The following is a 25,046-nucleotide window of genomic DNA, read 5'->3' on the forward strand; positions in this document are numbered from 1 at the left end:
CGCAGCAGCCGCGAGAAGGTGTCGTGGCTGGGGGCTGCGTCATAGTCGATCAGCCGCGACAGCGCCTGCTTGCGCTCCTGCGCGAACAGGGCAAATTCCGTCGCATTGCTGGCGCCGCACAGGCTTGCTGCGATCATCATCACGATCAGGTCGCCAAGCCGGTGCGTGGCGTTGGGCGCGCGTGGATCAGGCACCGCGCCAAAGTAGCTCTCAAGGCAGGAAATGGCAGTCGCTCCTTCGCTCAACTGCCTCTCCAAAGAATCCTTTCTCAGCCTAAACTCAACCCCAAAATCGCCATATGCGATTCCCCTGCCCCTCAAGGGGGGAGATTACGCAGCTCAACCCGCCAGTCGGCTAACCATCTCGTGCTGCGCGTAGGCGCGGCCGAAGCGGTTGGCCAGGAAGGCGTCGAGCGCGATGTCCTCCTGCTTGATGAAGCCCTTTGCCGGCAAGGTGCCATCGGCCAGCATGTCGAGCACGGCGCAGATGGCGGAGGCAGTGGTGATCTGGATGGCGCTGCGTACCGTATCGCCGACACGCCTGGCGTAGATCTTGTTGGCGTAGGTCTCCTGCAGCAGGCGGCCGTTCTTGCGGCCGCTGACGGTGACGAAGACGATGACGACGTCCTGCAGCGTCGCCGGCAGGGCGCTTTCGAAAATGTCCTTCAGCACGTCGCGGCGGTGGCGCAGGCCGAGGTCGTTGAGCAGCGCCTTCATGATCGCGGCGTGGCCGGGGTAGCGGATGGTGCGGTAGTTCAGCGTCCGCACCTTGCCTTTCAGCGTTTCGGCCAGCGTGCCCAGCCCGCCCGAGGTGTTGAATGCCTCGTAGCTGACGCCGTCGAGCGAGAATTCTTCACGCTCTTCCAGCGGCGGCACTTCGACCAGCTCGCCTTCGACGATCGCCTCACAAGGCTCGCAATATTCGTTGATGACGCCGTCGGTGCTCCAGGTCAGATTGTAGTTCAGCGCATTCGACGGGTATTGCGGCAGCGCGCCAACCCGCATGCGCACGCTTTCCAGCGTGTCGAAGCGGCTGGCGAGATCGTTGGCAACGATCGAGATGAAGCCCGGCGCCAGCCCGCATTGCGGGATGAAGGCGCTGTTGCCGGAGCGCGCCAATTCCTTGACGCGCCTGGTGCTGACGACGTCCTCTGTCAGATCGAGATAGTGCACGCCGGCGCTGGCCGCCGCTTCGGCGATGCGCGTGGTCAGATGGAAGGGCGCAGCGCTGAGCACCGCGAACTTGCCGGCCAGGGCGGCTTCGAGGGTGCCGACGGCCTCGATGTCGAGTTCCAGCGTCTCTACGCCGGCCGGCAGTTCGGCCGCGCCGAGCTGCGCAGCCGAGCGGTCGACCAGGGTGACATGGTAGTCGCCCGTGGATGCCAGCATCTCGGCTATGGTCGAGCCGATCTTGCCGGCGCCGACGACGATGATTTCCTTCATGACCGGTCCCTCGCACCAATATTAAATAGACGGCTAGAATCGCAGCTTGCCTGTCGAAAGGAAGCGTGGGATTGTGCAAAACGCAGTCTCTGTTTGATCAATGCGCCGGCAAGGTTCGTCGAAATGCTTAGTGATGCCGACCAGGCGCTGCTTTCCCTGCTGCGCATCAATGCACGCGCCTCGACCGCCGAACTGGCGCGGCGGCTGGGCGTCTCACGGACGACGGTGCAGAGCCGGATCGAGCGGCTGGAGCAGCGCGGCACCATCACCGGCTACGGCGTCAGGCTTTCGCCGGATTACGAACAGGGACTGGTGCGGGCGCATGTCCTGCTCACCGTCACGCCCAAGCTTGCGGACAAGGTGGTGCGCAGCCTGCAGGCGCTGCCGCCGGTGCGGACGCTGCATTCGGTGAGCGGCAATTTCGACATGATCGTCATCGTCGAGGCGCCGTCGATCAGGGATCTCGACACGCTTCTCGACCAGATCGGCGCCATGGACGGGGTCGAGCGGACGTCGTCGTCGATCATCCTGTCGACGCGGATCGATCGCTGAGCGGGCTGGTGTCGCGGGTCAAGACGCTGGCGGGACAGCGCCCCCCTCTGCCCTGCCGGGCATCTCCCCCTTTTGGGGGGAGATCGGCAGCTTCGCTGGCAGCGCACCTTTTGCAAGGTCGGTGGTTGGCGAAATCAGTGATGACGGCCAATCTCCCTCCTAGTGGGGGAGATGCCAAGTAGTGGGAAAGAGGGCAGGACAGAGGGGGGCGCGAAGGGTCACCGAGCGTGGTGACCAAGCTGGCGCTCCCGCAGCAAAGCGATATAGCTTCCAAAATGTTGGATGAGAACCGCGGTGGCAGGCATAAGGGCGGTCACGCAAGATTTCCAGAGGAGGCCTCCTTGCCCAAGCAGTGTTTCGGAAAATCCCATGTGCCGTTGTCGCCGGCGGTCAGGGCCGGCGATTTCGTCTATGTCTCCGGCCAGGTGCCGGTCGGCAGCGACGGGCTGGTGGTCAAGGGCGGCATCGCCGAGCAGACCGAACAGGTGCTGTCGAACATCAAGGCGGCACTGGCGCTGGCCGGCTGCACGCTGGACGACGTGGTCAAGACCACGGTCTGGCTCGAGGACGCGCGCGATTTCGGCATCTTCAACACCGTCTATGCCCGGCATTTCCCGAAAGACCCGCCGGCACGCACGACGGTGGAGTCTCGGCTCATGATCGACATCAAGATCGAGGTCGAAGCCGTCGCCTACAGGCCGGCCTGACGGAAAAGCGGAGACAGGCGCAATGCAATTCGATCTCCTGATAAAAGGCGGCCGCCTCATCGATCCGGCGTCCGGCCTCGACGCACAACGCGATCTGGCGATTGTGGACGGCCGTATCGCGGCTATCGACGCCGAAATCCCCTTCGAGCGTGCCGCCCGCGTCATCGACGCCACGGGCTCCATCGTCGCGCCGGGCCTGATCGACCTGCACAGCCATGTCTATTGGGGCGGCACCTCGCTCGGCGTCGATGCCGACCGGCTCGCCGCAAAGAGCGGCACGACCACCTTCATCGATGCCGGAAGTGCCGGCGCCGGCAATTTCCTCGGCTTTCGCCGCCACGTCATAGAGCGCTCGAAAGTCCGCATCCTGGCCTACGTCAACATTTCCTTTGCCGGCATATTCGGCTTCTCGCAGACCGTGGCGGTCGGCGAGTGCAGCGACCTCCGGCTCTGCGAACCGCGCGAAACGGTGGCGGCGGCGCGCGAGCACGCGGACGTGGTTGTCGGTGTCAAGGTCCGTTCGGGTCGCCATGCCGGTGGCACCAGCGGCATCGCGCCGGTCGATCTCGCGCTCGAAGCCGCCGACAAGGCCGGCCTGCCGCTGATGGCGCATATAGACGAGCCGCCGCCCGGCCGCTCGGAAGTGCTGCCGCGGCTGCGCAAGGGCGACATCCTCACCCACTGCTTCCGGCCGTTTCCCAACGCGCCGGTCTTCGCCTCGGGGGCGGTGCGGCCGGATATGCGGCTGGCGCGCGAGCGCGGCGTCATCTTCGACATCGGCCACGGCATGGGCTCGTTCGATTTCGAGGTGGCCAAAGCGATGCTCAGCGAGGGTCTGGCGCCGGACGTGATCAGCAGCGACGTGCATCTCTACTGCGTCGACGGGCCGGCCTTCGACATCCTGGTCTGCATGTCGAAACTGCTGGCGCTCGGCATGCCACTGGTCGAGGTGCTGCGCGCCGCAACGCAGCGGCCAGCGGAAGCGATCGCCAGGCCAGATCTCGGCAGGCTGGCGATTGGCGTGGTCGGTGACGTCGCGGTGCTGCGTCTGCGTCCAGGCCACTTCACCTTTGTCGATTCGGTCGGCGCCTCGCTGGTCGCCGAGCAAAGGCTGGTCTCGGCCGGCATCGTGGTCGGCGGCACCTGGTGGCCGAACGAGGCGGTGGACGATCTCGGCGAGACCGAACGCTTCGAAGCGCATGCGCACGACACGCATGTCGAGGTGGCGAGCCGGCATTTCGGACATAGCCACTATTGACGGCGATGTGGCTCCCCTTCTCCCCTTGTGGGAGAAGGTGTCGCCGAAGGCGACGGATGAGGGGTGCTCCAGCTTGGCACCCACGGCGATCCGTCCAACACCCCTCATCCGTCTCGGCGCTACGCGCCGATCCACCTTCTCCCACAAGGGGAGAAGGGAAAGGCAGCCCTATCGCACCGGCGCTCCATAGACTGGCGTCGGAATGCCTTCCATGCGCGCCTTGATCTGCAGCGCCACGAATTTTGAATAGAAGCGCGACAGCGCAAGATTGCCGCCGTGGAACCACAGCGCTTCCTGCGCTGTCGGCTTCCACATGTTGCGCAACTCGCCTTGCCACGGACCCGGGTCGCCTTTCACGCCCGAGCCAATCCCCCAGCACGGCCCGACCTTGTCGGCGACTTCGCGCGAAACGATCGCCGCCACTGTCTCGTTCATCGAGAGATAGCCGGTGCAGGCGATGATCGCGTCGGCCGCCAGTTCCGTGCCGTCGTCGAAGAGGATGCCTGTCGGCGTCAGCGACTTGATCCCGACGCCGCTACGGATGCCGATCTCGCCGTCGATGATCAGATCGCAGGCGCCGACGTCGATGTAGAAGCCCGAGCCGGTGCGGTAGGCCTTCATCAGGAGCCCAGTCTCGTCGTCGCCGAAATCGATGGCGAAGCCGGTGCCGCGCAAGCGGTCGTAGAAAGCCGCGTCGCGCGCCTTGATGACGTCGTAAAGCGCCCGCTGGCCTTGCGGCAGCAGCGCGAACGGCGTCGAGGCGACGATCATGTCGGCCTTCTCAGTGGTGATGCCGCGGGCCAGCGCCTTTTCCGAAAATATCTCGAAACCGATCTCCATCAGCGTGTCCGACTTGACCACCGTCGTCGGCGACCGCTGGACCATCGTCACCTCGGCGCCGCTCTCCCAGAGATCGACGCCGACGTCATGGCCGGAACTTGCCGCGCCGATGACGGCGACCTTTTTGCCGCGGAATTTCTCGCCGCTGGAATACTGGCTGGAATGCAGGATTTCGCCGTTGAAGACCTCGGCGCCCGGCAGGTCGATGCGCCTGGGCGGGCCATAAGCACCGGTCGCGAAGACGATGTGCTTCGGCTTCAGCGTGATGCGCTCGCCGGCGCGGTCGAGCTCGACCGTCCAGACCTTTTCGGTCTCGTCATAGGAGGCACTGACGCATGTCGTGGAGGTCCAGTAATTGAGCTCCATGACGCGCGTATACATCTCCAGCCAGTCGCCCATCTTGTCCTTGGGCGTGAACACCGGCCAGTTCTCGGGAAACGGGATGTAGGGCAGATGGTCGTACCAGACCGGGTCGTGCAGCACGAGCGAGCGATAGCGCTTGCGCCAGGAATCGCCGGCCTGGGCGTTCTTCTCGATGACGATGGCCGGCACGCCCAATTGCCTGAGCCGCGCCCCCAGCATGATGCCGCCCTGGCCGCCGCCGATGACCAGGCAATAGGGCTGCTGGCTAACGCCGAGGTCACGCGCCTCGCGGCGCCTTGCCTCCAGCCAGGTTTCGCGTTCCGGATCGGCCTTGTGGCGGACGCCCAGCGGCCGCGCCGGGCCTTTGCGCTCTTCAAACCCCTTGAGATCGCTCATCGCCGTGAACAGCGTCCGGCACTTGCCGTCCCTGAGGCGCATGATGCCTTGGCCCCACGCCGATGACGTCTCGAAAGAAAACCAGGCTTCGATGGTGCCTTCGTCCGAAGTCGCTTCGCCGCTGAGCTGCCATTGAGCAGGCCTTGTGGTTGCCAGCGTCGCCGCCAGCATGTCGCGGATCGCGGCCGCCCCCTCCATCGTCTTGATGTTCCAGGTGAAGGTCAAAAGATCGCGCCAGTAGCAGTCCTCGACGAACAGATTGGTTGCGGCCTCGACGTCGCCCGCTTCGAGCGCTCGCGCAAAAGAACCGAGCCAGGTGGCCGCCTGTTTCGACGGTGAGATGTCGAGCATCTATCCTCCTCGTCGACCAAGAGTGCCAGAAGCCGCGCAAAATTCGGTAGGGCCAGTACAAAATTCAGAAGGGATCGTAGCCATCTACTCCCGTTATAACGGCTCCTCGGCGGTTGCCAGGTGGGACCATGATTTCCGTGCCGTTGTCAAATCTGACCCGAACCGTGTCCTCCAAGGCTACTTCTACAAGTCGCGTTCCGACCAAAGCCCAGATTAAGCTTAAATCGCCGCTACGGTTATCCGGTTTTATCCAGACGTCAGGCCCTCCGTCGTAGGCCACCTTGAATAAAGTCCAGAGTTGGACGGTAACGCCAGCAAACTCCAAGTGCACTGAGTCGTTCTCGAGAAGCACTCTGATCAGCTCGTTTCCAACCCACGAGTCACGCATAGCGCATCTTCTAGCAACCTTTCTCCCTGCTGTCAGGCCCGCGCGCGGGCCTGATCCGAACCGCTATCCAGCCATGCAAGATCGTCCGGCGAAAGTGAGATGTCGAGCGCCTGGAGGCTGTCTTCCAATTCGTCGAGCGAGCGGGGCCCGATCAGCGGGACGGACGGGAAGGGCTGCGCCAGGACGTAGGCGAGCGCGACGTGGATCGGGCTTTTGCCCAGCCGCTTGGCGAGCTCGATGGCACGGTCGCGACGGCCGAAATTCTTGTCCGAGTACCAGACCCGGACCAACTCCTCATTGTCGCGCCGGTCGCGGCCGGCGCGGTCGGTGAAGAAGCCGCGGCCCTGGCTCGACCAGGCGAAATTCGGCATCTGCCGGGCGGTGAGCCAGGCCTTCCACGCGTCGCTGGAGGAGGTGACACAGCCTGCCCAGATCGGCTCCAGCATCTCGGCCAAGGAGAAATTGTTGGAAAGCGCGCCGGGCTTCTGCTTGCCGGTGCGCTCGGCATAGGCAATCGCCTCGTCCATGCGTTCCATCGTCCAGTTCGAGCCGCCGAACGGACCGCGGATGCGGCCGGCCTTGACCTCGCGGTCCATCGCATCGACGAATTCGTCGACCGGCACGTCCGGATTGTCGCGGTGCATGAAATAAACGTCGATATGGTCGGTCTGCAGCCGCTCGAGCGACTGGGTGAGCTGCTTGCCGATGACGTCGGGATAGCAGAGCGGCGAGTGCGCGCCCTTGCCGATGACCACGGATTGCTCGCGCACGCCGCGGTTTTTCAGCCATTGGCCAAGCAGGGTCTCGGTATAGCCGGAACCGTAGACGAAGGCGGTGTCGAACAGATTGCCGCCGGCCTCGAAATAGGCGTCGAGCAGGATGGCGCCCGACGAAAAGGTGCGGAAATCCTCGAAGCCGAGCGCCAGGCACGAGGCCCGCCGCGGCAGGCCCGGAATGCTGCGCTTGGAGATGGCGGTCCCGCCGGAGCGCAGCTTCCGTCCGGAGATCGTGTTGACGCGCTTTGCCGGTTTCTCGATGTCGTATTCGAGCCCGATCGCGGCACGCCATTTGTCGAGCACGCGCAGATTGCCGAGACTGTCGGCCCAGCCCATGCCGGGCCAGGCGAACTCCTGCTTCCCGCCGAGAATGGCCTCGCCGGCGGCGTCGACCTCGAACGCGTAAAGCCAGCCGTCCTCCTTGACCTCGACCACCTCGGTGTTACCCGGACGGATGATGCGGATTTCGCCGGTGCCGCCTTGCTGGCCGCCGGCATACCAGAAGTCCGCCACCTCGATGCGGCCTTTGCTGCCGAGAATGCGCAAGACATTGTCCTGAGCGAGCGAGATGCTGCAGGAGACTTCCGCGACGATGCCGCCCGGAAAATGCAACAGCGCCGACGCCCATTCGTCGACACCGGATTGGCCGAGATGCGCAGTACCCACCACTTTGTCCGGCTCGGCGAAGGGCTTTCCCGCCGCGGCGCCGGCAATCAGCCGCGCCATCGACACGGGATAGCCGCCGACATCGAGGATGCCGCCGCCGGCAAGATCCTTGGCGTAAAGCCGGTGCTCCGGCATGAAGCCCGGCATGGCGAAGCCGAAGCTGGATTTGATCATCTTGATCTCGCCGATCGCACCGGCACTGATCAGCTCGACCAGCTTGGCCGTCTGCGGATGCAGCCGGTACATGAAGGCTTCGCCGAGAAAGGTGCCGGCCTTGCGCGCCGCATGGATCATCGCGTCGGCCTCGAAGGCGGTCAGGCCAAGCGGCTTTTCGCAAAGCACATGCTTTCCGGCCTCGGCTGCCTTGATCGCCCATTCGGCATGGCTCGGATGCGGCGTCGAAATATAGATCGCGTCGACATCCGGATCGCCAAGCAAAGCCTCGTAGCCGTCGAGGATGCGGGCGCCGGGGAAAGCCTCGGTGAGCCCGGCCTTGCCGGGATTGCGCGCCCCTAAGGCGACCAAGGTGCCGGTGCGCGAATGGGCGACGCCGCCGGCAAAGGCCTTGGCGATGTTGCCGGGCCCGAGAATGCCCCAGCGAATTTTTTCTGGTTTGGAAGTCATGTCAAATCTCCGTGGGGTGGCCGCGAGCAATCGCGATCGGACAAAAGAAAGATGGGTTAGCGAATGCGTGCGCCGGTGGCGTCGAAGAGAAGCGAGCGGTCGGCCTTGATCGACACCACCAGGTCGTCGCCGTTGGCGCGATGCCGCGAGGCCTCGCGCTCGATGATCAGTTCTTCGCGCCCGCCCCCGGTCCCGGAATTGGCATAGACATAGCTCACCGATCCCAAGTGCTCGGCGACGTCGGCCTTGAGGGTAAGGTCGCAATCGCCCTGGCCGGCGTCGAAGAAATGCTCCGGCCGCACGCCAACCACGACATCGCCGCCTATCGCAGGCAAGGCATCGGAAAGCGGCTTGCGCAGTCGCACGCCGCGATGGTTGACCAGCTCCACGATCGCCGCGCTGTTGTCGGTTCCGACCACTTTCGCCGCCAGAAAATTCATCTTCGGCGAGCCGACGAAGCCGGCAACGAAGCGGTTGGCGGGGTCGTCGTAGAGATCGAGCGGCGCGCCGATCTGCTCGATATTACCGGCGTTGAGCACGACGATCCTGTCGGCCAGCGTCATCGCCTCGGTCTGGTCGTGCGTCACATAGACCATGGTAACGCCAAGCTCCTTGTGAAGGCGCGATATCTCGACGCGCATCTGCACCCGGAGCTCGGCATCGAGATTGCTGAGCGGTTCGTCGAACAGGAACACTTGCGGCTCGCGCACGATGGCGCGGCCGATGGCGACGCGCTGGCGCTGGCCGCCCGACAATTGCCGCGGCCGCCGCTTCATCAGCTCGGCGATGCGCAGGATTTCGGAAGCCCGCTTCACCCGCCGCTCGGTATCTGCCTTGGGGTTGCCGGTCATTCTCAGGCCGAAGCTCAGATTCTGCTCAACCGTCATGTGCGGATAGAGCGCGTAGGACTGGAACACCATGGCGATGCCGCGATCGGCCGCCTCGACGTCGTTCACCACCTTGCCGCCAATGGCGATCTCGCCGTCGCTGATGTCCTCGAGCCCGGCGATCATCCGGAGCAGCGTGGACTTGCCGCAGCCGGAAGGGCCGACGAAGACGACGAATTCGCCGTCATCGATATCGATATTGGCGCCGTGGACGATCTCGAAGACGCCGAAGCGCTTGATGACGTTTTTGAGTGTGACTGCCGCCATGCTGATCCTTACTTGATAGCGCCGGCGGCGATGCCGGCGACGAAATGGCGCTGTAGAAGCACGAACACGACGAGCATTGGCGCCGTCAGCATCACCGCGCCCGCCATGATGCCGCCCCAGGACACCTTGGTGAGACCGATCAATGTGCCGAGCGCCACCGGCGCGGTCATTGCGCCCGGCTTGGAATTGATCAGCAGCGGCCAGAGATAATTGTTCCAGGAGGCAAGGAACAGGATGATGGCGAGCGCCGCCAGCATCGGCCGCGCCAGAGGCAGGGCGACGAACAGGAATATCCGCCATTCCTTGACGCCCTCGACCTTGGCGGCGTCGAACAGCTCGTGCGGCATCATCGAAAAGCTCTGCCGCATGAAGAGCACGCCCAGCGAATTGAACAGCGGCGGCACGATCAGCGCCACCCAGGTGTTGGCGAGCTTGAAGTCGCGCGCCACCATGATGAATTGCGGGATCAGCACGACCGCATAGGGCAGCGTGATGGTGCCGAAGATGATGGCGACGACCATGCCCTTGCCGAAGAAGTTGTAACGCGCCAGCGCCCAGCCGGCCATCGAGGTCAGCATCACCGACAGGAAGGTGTAGGTCACCGCCACCGAGACGGAGATGCCGATGGCACCGATGAAATTGGTGCCGCGCTGCAGATTGCTGACATTGTCGAGGAAATTGCCGTGCGGCAAAAGCTCGATGTCGGGGCTGAAGATGCCGTTGTCGGGCATCGTGGAAAAGACCACCATCATCCACAGCGGAAACAGCCAGACCAGCGCCAGCGGCGTCAGGAACAGATGCAGCGCGATGCTGCGGCCCAATCTGGCCTGGGAACGGCCGACCCGGGAATGGCCGATTGGGGAGCGCGAGGTCATTTCGGTTCCCTCGTCAGCCATATCTGCACCAGCGAAATGGCAATCGCCAGTCCGGCCATGGTGTAGGCGATGGCCGAAGCGTAGCCGAAATTGAGCGACCGGAAGCCCTGGCGATAAAGCAGCAGCCCGAGCGTTTCGGTGCCGCCGCCCGGCCCGCCGCGCTCGGTGATTAGGAAGGGCTCGGTGAACAGCTGCATGGTGCCGATGATCGACAGCACGGCGCAGAACACGATGATCGGCTTGAGCAGCGGCAGCGTGATGTAGAAGAACTGTTTGACCTTGCTGACCCGGTCCAGGGTCGCCGCCTCGTAAACATCCTCGGGGATGGACTGCAGGCCGGCGAGCAGGATGATGGCGTTGTAGCCGGCCCAGCGCCACGTCACCGCCATGATGATGACCGCCATCGCCGGGATGACGTTGGTAAACCAGTCGACGTTGGGCAGGCCGATGCTGTTCAGCAATTTGTTGATGATGCCGTAGTCCAGATTGAACATCAGCCGGAAAACCGCCGAATAGGCGACCTCGCCGACCACGACCGGCGCGAAGAAGGCAAAGCGGAACAGGCCACGCGCCTTGAGCAGCGGCGAGTTCAAAAGCACCGCCATCACAATCGCTAGCGAAATCATCACCGGCACCTGGATGACAAGGATCAGCAATGTGTTCTTCAAGGCATTGAAGAAGGCCGGATCGCCGATCAGCCGGCCCCAGTTGAAGGTCGGCGCGAACCGCCACGGCACGGTGCGCGTCGCCTGGAACGAGATCAGGAAGGAATCGATGATCGGCCACAGCCAGAAGATCGAGAAGATCAGCAGATAGGGCGCAAGGAAGCGATACGCCGTGGCGTTCTGGTAGCGCATCGTTCTCCTCCTTTCTTCTTTCGCCTGCTGGGGCGCGCGGTGTTGATGTTTCAGGTGATGCGGCGCCGCAAACGGCGGCTTGTTCGAAGGCCGGTGCCGCCCCTCATCCGCCTGCCGGCACCTTCTCCCCGTAAGTGACGGGGAGAAGGGGCTGGGCCGCAACGCTGGTGACCCCCTCTCCCCGTTCTTCACGGGGAGAGGGTAAGGGTGAGGGGCAGCGCAAGCGCCCGGTAACTGACTCTGGGATCATTCCGTGTCAGATCACGACTTGACCGGCAGGCCGGTCGCCGCGGCGATCTGGCTTGCGGCATCGTCGAGCGCTGCCTTGGCGTCGGGATAGCCCCCGGCCAGATATTTGGTCTGCACCGCGCGGATGATGATTTCGGCGTCGCTCTGGAACGGCGTACCGCGGCTGGGGACGACCTTGGGCAGGGTGCCGAGGATGTCCTTCCACACGGCTTGGCCACCCCAATAGGGCAGGCCCTCGGAGACATAAGGGTCGTTGAGCGCCGAAATCAGCGACGGCACCAGGCCGAAGCCTTTCAGCATGGTGATCTGGCCCTCATTCGTCCCTAGCGTGTATTTCAGATAGGCGTAGGCGGCTTCCTTGTTCTTCGACACCGAGGTGATGGCGAGCGAGGAGCCGCCGAGATTGGCGGCGCGCGGACCGTCGGCGGTCAGGCTCGGCATCAAATAGACGCCCCATTTGCCTGTCCCATCGGGCGATTCGGTGCGCACAGTGCCTTCATACCAGCCGCCATACATCTGCGTGGCGACCTTGCCGGCGGTGTTGTTGGTGATCTTGGTGCTCCAGTCGGCAGAGGAAATGATGCCGGCGTCCTTCATCTCCTTGATCTTGGTCATGGCATCGACGCATTTGGGCTGGTTGACCGTGATCGATTGACCATCGGCGGAGAAGTAGGCGCAGCCCTGCTCGTTGGAGATCATGCGGAAGAATTCGGAATCGCCGTTGAAATCGGCGTTGGTCATCGTCACGCCGGGATTGGCGGCCTGGATCTTCTTGGCGGCAGCGATGAAATCGTCCCAGGTCTTGATCGAGGACGGATCGACGCCGGCCTTCTCGTAGAAGTCGCGTCGGTAGAACATCGCCACCGGCCCCGAATCCCACGGCATCGCATAGGCCTTGTCGTCCACCTCGAGCTCGGTGCGCTTGAAGTCGGGGAATTTTGCCTGGTCTTCCGCGGTGTAGCCGAGCGTGTGCAGGTCGACGAAGCAATCCGGGAACTGGCTCCAGTAGTTTTCCGCTTCGCCGTTCTCGATCGTCACGATGTCCGGCAGGCCCTCCCCACCGGCGGCACAGCCGGCGATCGACTTGTCGTAGGTCGGCTGGTTGCCGAGGTCCTCGACCGTGACCTTGATGTCGGGAAACTGCTTGTTGAAGCCCGCTATGGTGGCCTTCAGCGACGAAGCGGCGATATTCCAGCTCCAGATCGTGATTTCACCGGACTGCGCAAAGGCCGGGCTGGAGCCCAAGGCAAGCGCGAGCGCGGCGCAGGTCAATTTTATGCGCATTGAAATCCTCCCATTTCAGTTGCTCTCTGTTTGCGAGCGTGGCTAGACTAGGCCTCGGGAAAGCCTTGTCCGCGACAAAGGGAATAAGAAATGAGCGGAAAGTAAGATGCCGGAAAGGCCGTTTTACCAGCCTGGCGCCAGCAGCGTGGAGGGCCTGCCGCTGCTGCTGCAGATGTTTCACACCCAGCCCCTGGTGATGCTCAAGCCGCATTGGCACGCCCAGGTCGAGGTGAATTTCATCGTGCGCGGGGCCGTGCATTACCGCATGGACGGGCACGAGCTTTCGCTCTCTGCTGGCGACATGTGTCTGTTCTGGGGCGGCCTGCCGCACCAGATGGACGAAGCCTCCGACGATGCCATCTATGCCGGCGCGCATCTGCCGCTGGTGCATTTCTTCCGGCTGCATTTGCCGGTCGACGTCCGCAACAGGCTGATGACGGGCGCGACGCTGGTAACCGACGCCACCGACCGGTCGGACGACCACAATTTCGAGCGCTGGAACCGCTATGCCCGCTCCGGCGACCCGGTCAAGGCCGAGCATGCCGTCAACGAGCTTTTGCTGCGGCTGGAGCGGGTGCGCTTCGAGCCTTACCGGCTCGCCCCCGAAACCCCGGTCGAACAGGAGATAGGCAGTCCCTTCGATCAGCAATCGCTGCGCAATGTCGGGCGCATGTGCGACTTCATCGCCGAGAATTTCCTCTACGAGATCGATTGCGTCGACATCGCCGCGGCGGCCGACATCCATCCCAAATACGCCATGAGCATCTTCAAGAAATCGACCGGCATGACGCTCAACGAATATGTGAATCTGCTGCGCCTCAGCTACGCGCAGGCGCTGCTGATGCATCAGGATGCCAATGTACTGCGCGTCGCCATGGAATCGGGCTTCGGCTCGCTCAGCGCCTTCAACAAATCGTTCCGCAAGCTTGCCGGCATGTCGCCGTCGGATTTCCGCAGGGGCGTGGCCGGCGCCAGGTAAGGGCACCGGCTGGATTCAGCCTATAGTCCCCAGGCGCCTCGGCAAGCGGTTCATCGGCAGCGGCCCGTTCGCGGTGATCAGGAACTGGTCTTCGAGATTGAAGCTGGCGAGACCGTCGATGTAGAGCGGGATCTCGAATGCCAGCACCATGCCAGCTTCGATCACGACATCGCTGTCGGCCGAGATGAACGGCCATTGCTCGGAAAACACGGAATGGCCGACGCTGTGGCCGAAATGGCCGCGGCGATAGGAACGCAGGCCCTGGCGCGCCAGGCTTTCGCTGGCGGCGCGATGCACGCCGGCGAACGGCTTTCCGGGCATAAGCGCGGCAAGCCCATCGGCGAAGGCGCGCTCGGCTATCGCATGCAATTCGGCCTGTTCGGGCGACGGCGGCCCGAAGGTGAAATTCCTCGACATGTCGGAGGCATAGCCGTTCACGCTGCAGACCATGTCGGCCTTCAGCGGATCGCCGGCGGTGGCTGCCACATCGGCGCTTTTGGGCCGAGCGCCCAGTGTGACGTATTCCGCCGTCGAGATTTGCAGCGAGGACCCGGCGGCTGCTTCGGCGACGCCTTGCCGGTAGAGCGCGACCAGCTCCGACTGACGCATGCCGGTCGCCGCATGCTGCTGCAGTCGCGACAGGCCGGTTTCCGACAGGACGATGCCCTGCCGCAGAAGGTCGATCTCGCTTTGCGATTTGATTGCCAGCAGCCTGTCGAGGATCGGCGAGCCGTTGACCAGGGCCGTGCCGGGCAACATCGCCTGCATCGCGGACAAATCGCTGGCCGAGACAAAATCCAGCTCGATGCCGAGCGTTGCACGCTCCAGCCCGAATTCGGCGAGCATCGTCTTCAGCTCGCGGACAGAGCGGGCAAGCTCGAAGGTCGCTGGACGTGCAAAACCGGGGGCGCGGCCAACCAGGCCGGCCTCGATGCGCTGCGCAACGGGCCGGCCGGCTGTCGCCGGCTCAAGCGACGCGGATTCGATCCAGATCGGATGCGTGCGCACCACGGCATCCGCCACCGCCGCCCGGAGCTGGGCAGCCTGGAAATCGGCAACCACTACGCCGATCGGCAGGTCGTCTCGTCTCGGGATGACCACGAAACCGGCGCCGGCCCGGCGGAACAGGCCGGCCGGGCCGATCCAGGCGCCGGTGGCATATTGGAATGCCTCAGGCTCGCAAAGCACCAATGCCTCGATATTGGCACGCTGCATCAGGTCTGTTGCGCGTTCTCGGTCGACAAAGCCGGTCACGGGATCTCCTCGCATGCAATCGAATCCGACGCCGATGCGGCGGCGTTTGGCCTCAGCGTAGCTTCAGGGCCGCTGTGGAGCAGCTTTTTTCTGGAAGCGCTGTTGACCTGCCGACCCTAAAAGCGCGGTGCGTTCGACCGGCCTCATGCGACGCGCTTCAGGTTCTTGTTTCATGCATGTCGGTGTCGCAAAACCGCTGCACAGTTTTGCGCGACATGCATCAAAGGCCTTGAGAGTTCGAACGCCAGGCGGGGAAACGAAAAAAAGCCGCGGCGAACCACGGCTTTCAACGCGACAAGTTGTCAGTTTCGAATGCTTACTCGGTTTCGTCAGAGGTGTCGTCGGCAGTGTTTGCCGCGTCTTTCGCGGCCTTCCTATCCAGCGCTGCCTGCAAGGCCAGGGTGGCCTGCGGTGAGGCCGGTGTCGTGGCAACGACCGCCATTGCATGAGCAACTCCGGTCGTCGACTTGTCCTTGGCCGCGGCCGAGGTGGCGGCTCCGTGTCCCTGCGAGCCGGCCCCAGCCGAGTTTCCGCCGTTGCCGTGGCTGCCGCCATTGCCGTTCCCGCCGCCATTGCCGCCGGGGGCAGCGAGGACCGGAGACGCGACAAGGGTGAGAGCGGCCGCCGCTGCGAATAGATAGGTGCGCGTTTTCATAATTCCTCCTTCGAGTGGCCCTCCCGCCAGGATGGGTTCCAGTGAGAAACGTGAGGACTTTCCAAAGTGGAGCCCGCTGTCCAACAAGTTCCGTTCAAATAGAGCATTCTGCAAGACGGACCTTGGTCCGAGGACGACACGCAAAAGTCCTGAATTCTATCTGCAGCGTACTTGGCGCGACCGCAGCGCCTGCTGGCAAGTGCGTCCTGTGCCGCCCAAATGCGAAAAAGCCGCGGCGGACCGCGGCTTTTCGATGCTTGATTTCCCTTGAGAGAAACTGGAGCGGGTGAAGCGATTCGAACGCTCGACCCCAACCTTGGCAAGGTTGTGCTCTACCCCTGAGCTACACCCGCTCGCGCGGCTTTCGGGCCGCAAGCCGCGCCTATATGGCTGAAGAGCGCGGCGATTGCAACAGGGAATTCGCAGGCTTTTTGCTTCGCCGGCAATGCGGACAAGCCGTCCCGCGACACGTCGCAAGGCAATCACCCCTGCATTGCGCGACGGGCTTGTCTTGGCCGCATCATTGGCCGTAAACGGCGTAGGCCGAACAAGCCGTTGAAAGCGGGCCATCAGAAGAAAGACCGATGCCGAAGACCGAAGCCGACCTTTTCGCCTTTCTTGCCGGACTCGGGATCGAGGTATCGACACAGCGGCATCCGCCGCTGTTCACTGTCGCCGATTCGCAGGTGCTGCGCGGCGAGATCGCCGGCGGCCACACCAAGAACCTGTTCCTCAAGGACAAGAAAGATAATTTCTTCCTGGTCAGCGTCGGCGAGGAGGCGGTGGTCGATCTAAAGCAGATCCATCATCTGATCGGCGCCGCGGGCCGCGTGTCTTTCGGCCGGCCGGAGATGCTGATGGTGCTTCTCGGCGTCGTCCCGGGCGCGGTCACCGTTTTCGGGCTGATCAACGACACGGAGCGAAGGGTCAAGGTCGTTCTCGACGAGGAGCTGATGAGCCATGCTGTGGTCAACGCCCACCCGCTGACCAATGAGGCGACGACTTCCATCGCCGCCACGGACCTGGTCAAATTCGTCGAGGCAACCGGACATGATGCTGTTATCTTGAAAGTCTCGGCATGATCGCCACATGGGTGACTGAAACCGGGTTCTGAAGAAGGATGTTGCGCCTGTCCCTTGGCCGGCGGCGCGACCGAAAGGGCGACGAGATGAGCGATAGCAACCCCTTTGGCCGCCCATTTGGCAGCAATGGCGGTCAGTATGCCACCACCGTGCAGTATGGCGGCACCGATGCCGCGCGTGAGAAGGTCGCACTTGCGGAGGTGCCGGCCGACGTCATCAAGGACACCACGACCGCTGGATTTGCCGCCGACGTCATCCAGGAATCGCGCCGCCAGCCGGTGCTGGTCGATTTCTGGGCGCCATGGTGCGGCCCCTGCAAGCAATTGACCCCGCTGCTGGAAAAGGCGGTGAAAGCCGCCGGCGGCAAGGTCAAGCTGGTCAAGATGAACATCGACGACCATCCATCGATCGCCGGCCAGCTCGGCATCCAGTCGATACCGGCGGTCATTGCCTTCAAGGACGGCCAGCCGGTCGACGGCTTCATGGGCGCCATTCCCGAGAGCCAGATCACGCAATTCATCCAGAAGGTCGGCGGCAAGGATGGTGGCGCACCGCAAGTGGCCGAGGCGCTGGCCGCGGCCGCCGAGGCGCGCGAGGCCGGTGACGTGCAGACCGCGGCCGACATCTACGACGCTATCCTGGAACAGGCGCCGGAGACGATCGAGGCGATCGCCGGCTTGGGCGATCTGCTGTTCGAGGCCGGCGATACCGAAGGTGCCGATGCGATGCTGGCGCGGGCGCCGGAGGCAAAGAAGGATGCGCCGCAGCTCGCCGCGCTGCGCGCCAAGATGGCGCTCGCCGCGCAAGCAGCAGTGCTCGGCAATCCGGCGGAACTGGAACGGCGGCTGGCCGAAAATCCCGGGGATCACCAGGCGCGGTTCGAGCTTGCGATGATCCAGAACGCCAAGGGTGATCGCATGGCGGCGGCCGACAATCTGCTGGCGATCATCAAGGCCGACCGCTCGTGGAACGACGATGGCGCCAGAACCCAGTTGCTGCAGCTCTTCGAGGCATGCGGCATGACCGACGAGGCAACGCTGTCGGCACGGCGCAAACTGTCGTCGCTGCTGTTTTCCTGAGCCGGCGCAGACTGTTTTGTCCGGCGGGCTTGCGGTCGGCGGCGGCTGCGCCAGATTAGGTTTTCGGACGGCATTCGATTTCGGGTTTCCGGTGTCGCGCCTTGTGCCGGCCGGGAGGAGACGGGTTTGGTGTGCTTCCTGACGAAGCGATCGGAGGATTGAGGTGCAGGCGGGAAACGCGCATTACCGACTCGCTGCGGACTTACCGTCGACCATGCCGATCTTTCCGCTTGAGGGCGCATTGCTGCTGCCGGGAGGCCGCATGCCGCTCAACATCTTCGAGCCGCGCTATCTGCAGATGGTCGATGAGGCGATCGCCGGGGCGCGGCTGATCGGCATGATCCAGCCCAGCCTCGACGGTGCGCTGCGTCCCGACGGCGAGCCGGAACTCTGCAATGTCGGCTGTGCCGGGCGCATCATCGCGCTGTCCGAGAGCGGCGACGGTCGTTATCTGATTTCGCTGCAGGGCGTGTGCCGGTTCCGCATTGTCCAGGAACTCACCGTCAGGACGCCGTTTCGCCAGTGCCGGTTGGCACCCTTTCTCACCGATCTCGACGACGACCAGGCGGAAGCCGAGATCGACCGGCCGGCGCTGCTCAAAGCGTTTCGCGCCTATCTGCAGGCCAACGATCTGGAGGCCGACTGGGAAAGCGTCAGCCGCGCCGAAAACGCCATGCTGGTCAACGCGCTGTCGATGATGGCGCCCTACGGGCCGGCCGAGAAACAGGCGCTGCTCGAAGCGGCCGATCTAAAGACACGTGCCGAAACGCTGATCGCCATCACCGAAATGGCGCTGGCGCGCGACAATGAGGATTTCGGTTCGAGTTTGCAGTAGGCTCTTGCCTTCTCCCCTTGTGGGAGAAGGTGGATCGGCGCGTAGCGCCGAGACGGTTGAGGGGTGCTGGACGGAGTGCCGTCGGTGCCAAGCTGGAACACCCCTCATCCGACCGAGATTCGCTCGGCCACCTTCTCCTACAAGGGGAGAAGGGAAGTCCGCGCGCGAAACCCCGAAGCGGTTGCCTTGTGGAAGGACGGATCGAATGGCGGATGGACGTGACGGGAACAGGACTGTCGATCCCAAGCTGCTGGAACTGCTGGCCTGCCCGCTGACCAAGGGGCCGCTTGCCTGGGATCCGGAGCGCGGCGAGCTTGTCTCGCGGGTGGCAAAGCTTGCCTATCCGGTGCGGGACGGCATTCCTATCATGCTGCCATCGGAGGCGCGGGTCATCGCCATAGACGATGCCATGCCACCGCCGCGCCTGGGTGGCTCGGAATAAGGGCCGCTCCGCAGCGATCCTTCGCGCCCCCCTCTGTCCTGCCGTCATCAAATTCCGCACCGCAGCAACGCTCTGACGAAGACAGGGGGCCTATTGAAAATTGCGTCCCTTGGGCATGACCTTCTCCGCCTTTCCCAATAATTCCGTTTGCGCGATGCTGCCCGGCCGAGCCTCGTCTGTACGGCTCGAAGGCTCAGGTCCTGCCTCTTCCAGCAGCACCGACAGCCACGGCGTCAGATCCTCGACCTTCTCGGCGACGATATGGATGACGTCCGATTCCGATTGCAGCTTGCCGGTGACGCGGATGAGACGTGCGCCCATGACGATGGGGCGGAAGCGGTCGAAAGTCCTTTCCCAGAAAATGATGTTGGCGACCGCATTCTCGTCTTCCAGCGTCAGGAAAATCGCCTTGCCATTGCCCGGCCGCTGCCGCACCAGCACGAGGCCGGCGACCGAAACGCGCCGGCCGTCCCGCACCTGGCCGAGCCGCGCATTGGGCGTGACGCCGGACCGATCCAGCCTTTGACGCAGGAAGGCGACCGGGTGCGCCTTCAGCGACAGGCCGAGCGAGCGGTAGTCGTGGACGACGTGCTCGCCGAGCGGCATTGTCGGGAGCCGGGTTTCAGGCTCGAGATCGCGCAAGCGGATCGCCGGCTGATCGAACAGCGGCAGCTTTTCGGCGGCACTCTTGCCGTCGAGCGCGCGGACCGCCCATAGAGCGTTGCGGCGGTTCAATCCAAGCGAGCGGAAGGCGTCGGCCTGCGCCAGCTTTTCGATCTCGTCGACGTTGAGGCCCGAGCGCAGCCAGACATCGCGCACGGATGTGTAGCCGTCGCCGCGCCTCACCACAAATGCTTCCATGCGCTCCTTCGACAGGCCTTTGACCTGGCGAAAGCCAAGCCGGACGGCATGGCTGGTCCGGATGACACCGCGCATTTGAACATGGCGGTCGAGAATGCGGGCCGGATCGAAAGGCGATTGCTCCAAGGCGCAATCCCAGCCGGAAAAGTTGACGTCGACCTCTCGGATCTCGACGCCATGATCATGCGCGTCGCGGACAAGCTGAGCCGGCTGGTAAAAACCCATCGGCTGGGAATTCAGAATCGCGGCGCAGAACACGTCGGGATAGAAGGTCTTGAACCAGCAGGAGGCATAGACCAGCAGGGCGAAGGAGGCGGCATGGCTTTCGGGAAAGCCGTATTCGCCAAAGCCCTCGATCTGCTTGAAGCAACGCTCGGCGAAGTCTTTTTCGTAGCCCTTGGCAACCATGCCGTCGACCATCCTCTTGCGGTAATTGCCGATCGTGCCGGTGCGCTTGAAGGTGGCCATGGCGCGGCGCAATTCATCGGCCTCGCCCGGCCTGAAGCCGCCGGCAACGATGGCAATCTTCATTGCCTGTTCCTGGAACAGCGGCACGCCCAGCGTCCTGCCGAGTATTTTTTCCAGTTCCGGCTTCGGGTATTCGGGCTTTTCCTTGCCTTGCCGGCGGCGCAGATAAGGGTGGACCATGTCACCCTGGATCGGGCCGGGCCGCACGATTGCCACCTCGATGACGAGATCGTAGAAGTTTTTCGGCCGCAGCCGCGGCAGCATCGACATCTGCGCGCGCGATTCGATCTGGAAGACGCCGATCGTGTCGGCGCGGCAGATCATGTCGTAGACATGTTTGTCCTCGGCCGGGAGAGTGGCCAACACATAGGGTTGGCCATATGCGTCCCGCGCCTCGGGATAATGATCCTGGAGCAGGGTGAAGGCGCGCTGCAGGCAGGTCAGCATGCCGAGCGCCAGCACGTCCACTTTAAGGATTTTCACCGCGTCGAGGTCGTCCTTGTCCCACTCGACCATCTTGCGCTCGTCCATCGCCGTCTTGACGATGGGTACGATCTCGTCGAGCCGGTCCCTTGTGATGACGAAACCGCCGACATGCTGCGACAAATGGCGGGGAAAGCCCATGATCTCGTTGGCGCATTCGATCACATGCCTTGTCGAGGGATCGGTCTGATCGAGGCCGCCGGCTTTTGTCTCCTTTTCGCCGAGCTCCGAGGTCGACCAGCCCCAGATCGAACTGGACAGCGCGCTCCGGACGTCGTCCGACAGGCCCATCGCCTTGGCCACTTCGCGCACCGCAGAGCGGCCGCGGTAGCTGACGACAGCGGCGGCCAGCGCGGTGCGCTTGGTGCTGTATTTGGAATAGATGTACTGGATGACCTCCTCGCGCTTTTCATGCTCGAAATCGACATCGATGTCGGGCGGCTCGTTTCTTTCTTCGGAAATGAAGCGCTCGAAAAGCGTGTCGATCTTGTCCGGGCCAACTTCGGTGATGCCGATGCAGAAGCAGACGATCGAGTTGGCGGCGGAGCCGCGCCCCTGGCAGAGAATGTTCTGGCTGCGGGCGAATTTGACGATGTCGTAGACAGTCAGGAAATAGCGCGCGTAGTTCAGGCGCTCGATCAGAGCGAGCTCCTCCTCGATGCGCTGCGTCACAAAAGCGGGCACGCCCGAGGGGTAGCGGATGGCGGCCCCCTCCTTGGCCAGCCTTTCCAGCTCGGCCTGTGGCCCGAGGCCCGATTCCGTCGGCTCGTCGGGGTAGTTGTATTGCAGGTCACTGAGCGAGAAGCTCAGCTCGCCGGCAAAACGCAGCGTTTCCGCCAGCGCTTGCGGATGCCTGCGGAAAAGCCGTGCCATCTCCAGCGGTAGCTTTAAATGACGCTCGGCATTGGCCGCCAGTTCCAGCCCCACCTCGGCGACGGGCACATTGAGGCGGATCGCCGTCAGCACGTCCTGCAGCGGGCGCCGTTCCGACGTATGGTAGAGCACATCGTTGGTCGCCATCAGCGGGATGCCGGCCAGTTCGGCCATCGCCGCCGCCTGCTCGATACGGAAGCGGTCGCTGCCGCGGTAATCCGGCGAAACCGCAAACCGCAGGCTTTCGCCGAAGCGATCCGTGAGCCGGCTAAGCACAGCAAGGCTATCGGCCGCGCCCGTCGACACATCCGGCAGGATGGCCAGCGACAAGAGATCGCCCCATTCGAGAAGATCGCTTTGTTTGAGAAGCGTTGCTCCCTTTTCGTTTTCGTCGCGCAAATTGGCCTGCGTCAGCATGCGGCAGAGATGGCCCCAGCCCTTGCGGTTCTGCGGGTAAGCGAGAATGTCCGGCGTGCCGTCGCAAAATACCAGGCGGCAGCCGGGATGATAGGAAACACCCTCCACCTTGGCCTGCTGCCAGGCGCGCACGACGCCCGCCACCGTATTGCGGTCGGCGAGCCCGATCGCTGAAAACCCCATGAATTTCGCCGCGACCACCAGCTCCTCCGGTTTCGAGGCGCCGCGCAGGAACGAGAAGTTCGACTGGATGCCGAATTCGGCATAGGGAACGGCTGTCAGCGCATTCATGCGAAGACTCCATGCATGAACCAGCGCGGAGCGGGCTGCGAGGCGCCGTAGAGGCCTTGGCGGTAAAGCCAGTAACGGCGGCCGTCGGCATCCTCGATGCGGAAATAGTCCCGGGTCGGCGCATCTTCCCGTCCCGCCGCCTCTCGCCACCATTCAGGCGCAATGCGCTCCGGCCCTTCGGCGCGCGCGACCCGGTAGAGCGCGCGCCGCCAGCGGAAGTTCAAAGGTGGGCCTTCCGGCATTTCGGTGGCCGGCACCTCGATCGGCTCGGGCGAACGGAAAAGCCGGATCGGCCGTTCCGGCTGGAAGACGGTCGTGGGAGCATCCTTCACCTTGTCCGGCTGCTTCGGCGGCGAGCTTCTCTGCGGCGCTTCGGCGAAGGGAATGGCGGCGACGGCGCGCTCCGGCAGATGGCTCTCGACGGCGACCGGCTTCAAGACCGCGCCTTCGCCGAGCCGGGCGCGGATGCGGTCGGCAAAAAGCGCGATGTCGGCGCCCCCGTCGTTCGTCTCGCCGGCAAGGTCTGCCTGCTGCATGTCGAAGGCGGCGGCGGTCAGCACCGAGAGGCGCACGAGATCGAAACCATAGCCGGCGTCGATATCCTGTTCGAGCGCGGCAAGCCTTTCGTGAAACAATTTCTGGATCAGCAGCGGCTCGCGCAAAGGTCGCGAGGTGCCGACGGCGATGCGGCTGACGCCGCCATCGACGCGAAAGAGCAGCAGCGCCAGCCGCCTTGCGCCCTCGCCGCGACGCTCGAGGTCCTTCTTCAATGTGGCCGCCAGCATGCCTGTCAGCCGCTCGATGTCCTCGGTCAGCATGATCGGCTCGGCGAGGTGGCGTTCGACCGAAAGCGGCGCGACCGGCAGGCGCGGCGACACGGCTTCGTCGAGGCGGCCGAGCGCCTGGTCGAGGCGCAATAGCAGCGATGCGCCGAAGCGGCGGGCCAGCGGCGCGCGCGGTGCCGCCATGACGGCGCCCGCCGTGCGCAGGCCGACGCTTTCGAGGCTGGCGCGGACCTCTGGATCGATGCGCAGTGCCGCCAACGGCAAGGGCGCGAGAAGCGCTTCCTCCTCACCATCGGGAACGATGCGGTCGCCGGCAAACCGCGCCGCCGCCCAGGCCGAGCCCGGCGTGGCGGCAAGCCCGGCGCGGACATCGAAGCCCTGATGGAAAAAACGCGACAGGATGTCGTCCAGCATCGAGCGTTCGCCGCCGAAAAGATGGGTGCAGCCGGTGACGTCGAGATAGAGGCCATCGGCCCCGTCGAGCGCCACCAGCGGGGTATAGCGGTCGCACCAGTCGGCGAGGCCTTCGAGCAGGCGCCGGTCGGCTTCCGGATCGGCCTCCACGATGTCGATCGAGGGATGCATGGCGCGTGCATCGGCTATGCCCATGCCGCGTTTCAGGTTAAGCGCTTCGGCCCGCTCGTCGAGGGCGGCGATGCGCTGGGCGTTCCGGTCGCGGTGACTGATCACCAGCGGCAGGTGATCCGACGGCCGGGAACGCCAGGACCGCCCCAGGCGCTGCCGCAGGATCCTCTCGGCGGCGAGATGTGGAAACCACAGGGACAGGATTCTTTGCCCATTCCTCGCCCCGTCTTTCTTCGAATATGCGTTCATCGGGGTTCCACTCCAGTGTGAATTTTCCGGGCAAGGCAGTGCGGCTCTTGCCGATGGTGATGGTGAAGGCGGGCCGGCCGATCGAGCCGGCGAGCGGCCCGGCGATCGTCTCGCGCGCTGCCGCCGGTGCCGCCGACAGGATGAGGCGGACGGGCGCTGCCGTCGGCTCGGGCTCGCCGGCCTGGCGCAGCAGGAAAAGCGGCCGGCCGGCACTCTGCGCCCGGGCGTGCAGCCGCCGCGTCGCGGTGAGATCCAGCCGCTGCGGGTTGCCACGGATTTCGAGGATGACTGCGGCCAGCGCCGTCATCCTGGCGGCCTCCTCGGCGACCCACAGCGCATCGAGCAGCCTTGGCGCCTCGGAAAACAGCAATTGCTCCGGCTCGATGCCGAAGAAGGCGTGAAGCCCCCCGGCATAGGGAAAGCCGGCCTCGCGGAAAACCTCGGATGTGCCGATCCACAGCACCGGCAGTCGCGGCCCCTGGCTGAGGATCAGGCTGATGAGCGACAGGACAAAACCGGCGACTGCTCCGGCATCGCGGGTCGCGGCGCCATGAAACTCGCTCAGCGCCGCCTTCGGCAGGCCGCCGCTCAGCGCAGCATCGAGGCGCTCGGCACCGGTGCGCAAAAACGCATCGGGCGGCGCCACGGCGAGGCCGCGACGGACAATCGTCAGATTCCGAGCGGGTGTCGGATTCCGAGAGGATGCCAGACTCTGGCGAGGCACATCCGCGTCAAACGACGAACCGGCCGGCGCTTCCAGGCGCTCGGACAAGGTCCCTTCGATCTTCGCGATCTGGCGGCGCAGGGCAAAAACAGTCTCCCGCGCCACGGCGCTTGTCGCCATGACGGTCAGCTTCCACTCACAATTGTTCCTGTTATGTTCCTATAGATTCCAGAGGGCGGCCAAAGAGTCAAGCGGAGTCATG

At 64.0% G+C, this 25,046-nt stretch carries 21 protein-coding genes and 1 tRNA gene; 8 read left to right on the forward strand and 14 right to left on the reverse strand.

The genetic code is table 11. The features are described from left to right. The coding region (locus tag NKJ93_RS04950; protein WP_352587962.1) for a transposase family protein at positions 1-245 on the reverse strand (245 nt) is incomplete at its 3' end. 93 nt (positions 246-338) lie between these two features. Next, entirely contained in the window at positions 339-1,442 is a 1,104-nt protein-coding gene (locus NKJ93_RS04955; protein ID WP_352587965.1) for a saccharopine dehydrogenase family protein, read from the reverse strand. Between the two features lie 123 nt (positions 1,443-1,565). Between NKJ93_RS04955 and NKJ93_RS04960 the strand changes: the two genes are divergently transcribed. The 3 genes from NKJ93_RS04960 to NKJ93_RS04970 all read left to right on the forward strand — a co-directional run bounded on the left by NKJ93_RS04960 (position 1,566) and on the right by NKJ93_RS04970 (position 3,959). After that, entirely contained in the window at positions 1,566-1,994 is a 429-nt protein-coding gene (locus NKJ93_RS04960) for an Lrp/AsnC family transcriptional regulator (protein WP_352587968.1), read from the forward strand. Positions 1,995-2,335: 341 nt separating this feature from the next. Next, positions 2,336-2,701: a RidA family protein gene (locus NKJ93_RS04965; protein WP_023718738.1), complete on the forward strand. Its 366-nt coding sequence runs from the start codon at positions 2,336-2,338 to the stop codon at positions 2,699-2,701. A 22-nt stretch (positions 2,702-2,723) separates the two neighbouring features. Next, complete coding sequence (locus NKJ93_RS04970) at positions 2,724-3,959, forward strand: amidohydrolase/deacetylase family metallohydrolase (RefSeq protein WP_023718737.1); 1,236 nt, start codon at positions 2,724-2,726, stop codon at positions 3,957-3,959. Positions 3,960-4,127: 168 nt separating this feature from the next. Here the strand turns inward: NKJ93_RS04970 and NKJ93_RS04975 are convergent, their stop codons facing one another. The 6 genes from NKJ93_RS04975 to NKJ93_RS05000 all read right to left on the reverse strand — a co-directional run bounded on the left by NKJ93_RS04975 (position 4,128) and on the right by NKJ93_RS05000 (position 12,782). Then, entirely contained in the window at positions 4,128-5,909 is a 1,782-nt protein-coding gene (locus tag NKJ93_RS04975; protein ID WP_023720567.1) for an NAD(P)/FAD-dependent oxidoreductase, read from the reverse strand. Between the two features lie 420 nt (positions 5,910-6,329). Further along, on the reverse strand, positions 6,330-8,363 hold the full coding sequence (locus NKJ93_RS04980; RefSeq protein WP_023720569.1) for an aldo/keto reductase: 2,034 nt from the start codon (positions 8,361-8,363) through the stop codon (positions 6,330-6,332). Between the two features lie 56 nt (positions 8,364-8,419). Then, on the reverse strand, positions 8,420-9,517 hold the full coding sequence (locus NKJ93_RS04985) for an ABC transporter ATP-binding protein (protein WP_023720570.1): 1,098 nt from the start codon (positions 9,515-9,517) through the stop codon (positions 8,420-8,422). 8 nt (positions 9,518-9,525) lie between these two features. Beyond that, the gene (locus tag NKJ93_RS04990; RefSeq protein ID WP_352587971.1) at positions 9,526-10,392 is read right to left on the reverse strand and encodes a carbohydrate ABC transporter permease; all 867 of its coding nucleotides are present in this window, start codon (positions 10,390-10,392) and stop codon (positions 9,526-9,528) included. Next, the gene (locus NKJ93_RS04995; RefSeq protein ID WP_352587974.1) at positions 10,389-11,249 is read right to left on the reverse strand and encodes a carbohydrate ABC transporter permease; all 861 of its coding nucleotides are present in this window, start codon (positions 11,247-11,249) and stop codon (positions 10,389-10,391) included. The genes NKJ93_RS04990 and NKJ93_RS04995 overlap by 4 nt, the downstream gene beginning before the upstream one ends. A gap of 261 nt (positions 11,250-11,510) precedes the next feature. Next, positions 11,511-12,782 carry an extracellular solute-binding protein gene (locus NKJ93_RS05000; protein ID WP_352496003.1) on the reverse strand — a complete coding sequence of 424 codons (1,272 nt, stop codon included), beginning with the start codon at positions 12,780-12,782 and terminating at the stop codon, positions 11,511-11,513. Between the two features lie 106 nt (positions 12,783-12,888). On the opposite strand from NKJ93_RS05000, the gene NKJ93_RS05005 reads away from it, so the two are divergent. After that, positions 12,889-13,761, forward strand: coding sequence for a helix-turn-helix domain-containing protein (locus NKJ93_RS05005; protein WP_023720574.1), 873 nt, complete (start codon positions 12,889-12,891; stop codon positions 13,759-13,761). Positions 13,762-13,776: 15 nt separating this feature from the next. Here NKJ93_RS05005 and NKJ93_RS05010 read toward each other — a convergent pair whose 3' ends face one another. The 3 genes from NKJ93_RS05010 to NKJ93_RS05020 form a co-directional block, all read right to left on the reverse strand. Then, on the reverse strand, positions 13,777-15,015 hold the full coding sequence (locus tag NKJ93_RS05010) for a M24 family metallopeptidase (protein WP_352587977.1): 1,239 nt from the start codon (positions 15,013-15,015) through the stop codon (positions 13,777-13,779). A gap of 316 nt (positions 15,016-15,331) precedes the next feature. Next, entirely contained in the window at positions 15,332-15,670 is a 339-nt protein-coding gene (locus NKJ93_RS05015; RefSeq protein ID WP_023720576.1) for a hypothetical protein, read from the reverse strand. A gap of 278 nt (positions 15,671-15,948) precedes the next feature. Then, a tRNA-Gly gene (locus NKJ93_RS05020) sits at positions 15,949-16,023 on the reverse strand. Between the two features lie 231 nt (positions 16,024-16,254). Here NKJ93_RS05020 and NKJ93_RS05025 point away from each other — a divergent pair. The 4 genes from NKJ93_RS05025 (at position 16,255) to NKJ93_RS05040 (ending at position 19,108) form a co-directional block, all read left to right on the forward strand. After that, positions 16,255-16,752 carry a prolyl-tRNA synthetase associated domain-containing protein gene (locus NKJ93_RS05025; RefSeq protein ID WP_352481098.1) on the forward strand — a complete coding sequence of 166 codons (498 nt, stop codon included), beginning with the start codon at positions 16,255-16,257 and terminating at the stop codon, positions 16,750-16,752. An 86-nt stretch (positions 16,753-16,838) separates the two neighbouring features. Further along, positions 16,839-17,831, forward strand: a complete 993-nt coding sequence (gene trxA / locus NKJ93_RS05030) for a thioredoxin (RefSeq protein WP_352587980.1) — start codon at positions 16,839-16,841, stop codon at positions 17,829-17,831. A gap of 163 nt (positions 17,832-17,994) precedes the next feature. Next, positions 17,995-18,666: an LON peptidase substrate-binding domain-containing protein gene (locus tag NKJ93_RS05035; protein ID WP_023720579.1), complete on the forward strand. Its 672-nt coding sequence runs from the start codon at positions 17,995-17,997 to the stop codon at positions 18,664-18,666. 205 nt (positions 18,667-18,871) lie between these two features. Next, positions 18,872-19,108 carry a Trm112 family protein gene (locus tag NKJ93_RS05040; RefSeq protein WP_023720580.1) on the forward strand — a complete coding sequence of 79 codons (237 nt, stop codon included), beginning with the start codon at positions 18,872-18,874 and terminating at the stop codon, positions 19,106-19,108. A 90-nt stretch (positions 19,109-19,198) separates the two neighbouring features. Here NKJ93_RS05040 and NKJ93_RS05045 read toward each other — a convergent pair whose 3' ends face one another. Genes NKJ93_RS05045 through NKJ93_RS05055 form a run of 3 tightly spaced genes read right to left on the reverse strand, consistent with a single transcriptional unit; the run spans position 19,199 to position 24,964 of the window. Then, positions 19,199-22,501 carry an error-prone DNA polymerase gene (locus tag NKJ93_RS05045; protein ID WP_352496001.1) on the reverse strand — a complete coding sequence of 1,101 codons (3,303 nt, stop codon included), beginning with the start codon at positions 22,499-22,501 and terminating at the stop codon, positions 19,199-19,201. Then, on the reverse strand, positions 22,498-23,976 hold the full coding sequence (locus NKJ93_RS05050) for a DUF6504 family protein (protein ID WP_352587983.1): 1,479 nt from the start codon (positions 23,974-23,976) through the stop codon (positions 22,498-22,500). The genes NKJ93_RS05045 and NKJ93_RS05050 overlap by 4 nt, the downstream gene beginning before the upstream one ends. After that, positions 23,909-24,964: an ImuA family protein gene (locus NKJ93_RS05055; RefSeq protein WP_352481094.1), complete on the reverse strand. Its 1,056-nt coding sequence runs from the start codon at positions 24,962-24,964 to the stop codon at positions 23,909-23,911. Before NKJ93_RS05055 ends, NKJ93_RS05050 begins: the two co-directional genes overlap by 68 nt. Positions 24,965-25,046 lie beyond the last annotated feature (82 nt).

Source organism: Mesorhizobium sp. M0028 (assembly GCF_040323855.1).
Lineage (GTDB): Bacteria > Pseudomonadota > Alphaproteobacteria > Rhizobiales > Rhizobiaceae > Mesorhizobium.

Excerpts from the sequence above, each read along its gene's own strand:
- NKJ93_RS04955 (WP_352587965.1), bottom strand. The coding sequence starts at position 1,442 with ATGAAGGAAATCATCGTCGTCGGCGCCGGCAAGATCGGCTCGACCATA.
- NKJ93_RS04960 (WP_352587968.1), top strand. The coding sequence starts at position 1,566 with ATGCTTAGTGATGCCGACCAGGCGCTGCTTTCCCTGCTGCGCATCAAT.
- NKJ93_RS04970 (WP_023718737.1), top strand. The coding sequence starts at position 2,724 with ATGCAATTCGATCTCCTGATAAAAGGCGGCCGCCTCATCGATCCGGCG.
- NKJ93_RS04975 (WP_023720567.1), bottom strand. The coding sequence starts at position 5,909 with ATGCTCGACATCTCACCGTCGAAACAGGCGGCCACCTGGCTCGGTTCT.
- NKJ93_RS04980 (WP_023720569.1), bottom strand. The coding sequence starts at position 8,363 with ATGACTTCCAAACCAGAAAAAATTCGCTGGGGCATTCTCGGGCCCGGC.
- NKJ93_RS04985 (WP_023720570.1), bottom strand. The coding sequence starts at position 9,517 with ATGGCGGCAGTCACACTCAAAAACGTCATCAAGCGCTTCGGCGTCTTC.
- NKJ93_RS04990 (WP_352587971.1), bottom strand. The coding sequence starts at position 10,392 with ATGACCTCGCGCTCCCCAATCGGCCATTCCCGGGTCGGCCGTTCCCAG.
- NKJ93_RS04995 (WP_352587974.1), bottom strand. The coding sequence starts at position 11,249 with ATGCGCTACCAGAACGCCACGGCGTATCGCTTCCTTGCGCCCTATCTG.
- NKJ93_RS05000 (WP_352496003.1), bottom strand. The coding sequence starts at position 12,782 with ATGCGCATAAAATTGACCTGCGCCGCGCTCGCGCTTGCCTTGGGCTCC.
- NKJ93_RS05005 (WP_023720574.1), top strand. The coding sequence starts at position 12,889 with ATGCCGGAAAGGCCGTTTTACCAGCCTGGCGCCAGCAGCGTGGAGGGC.
- NKJ93_RS05015 (WP_023720576.1), bottom strand. The coding sequence starts at position 15,670 with ATGAAAACGCGCACCTATCTATTCGCAGCGGCGGCCGCTCTCACCCTT.
- NKJ93_RS05025 (WP_352481098.1), top strand. The coding sequence starts at position 16,255 with ATGCCGAAGACCGAAGCCGACCTTTTCGCCTTTCTTGCCGGACTCGGG.
- trxA (WP_352587980.1), top strand. The coding sequence starts at position 16,839 with ATGAGCGATAGCAACCCCTTTGGCCGCCCATTTGGCAGCAATGGCGGT.
- NKJ93_RS05040 (WP_023720580.1), top strand. The coding sequence starts at position 18,872 with ATGGCGGATGGACGTGACGGGAACAGGACTGTCGATCCCAAGCTGCTG.
- NKJ93_RS05045 (WP_352496001.1), bottom strand. The coding sequence starts at position 22,501 with ATGAATGCGCTGACAGCCGTTCCCTATGCCGAATTCGGCATCCAGTCG.
- NKJ93_RS05055 (WP_352481094.1), bottom strand. The coding sequence starts at position 24,964 with ATGGCGACAAGCGCCGTGGCGCGGGAGACTGTTTTTGCCCTGCGCCGC.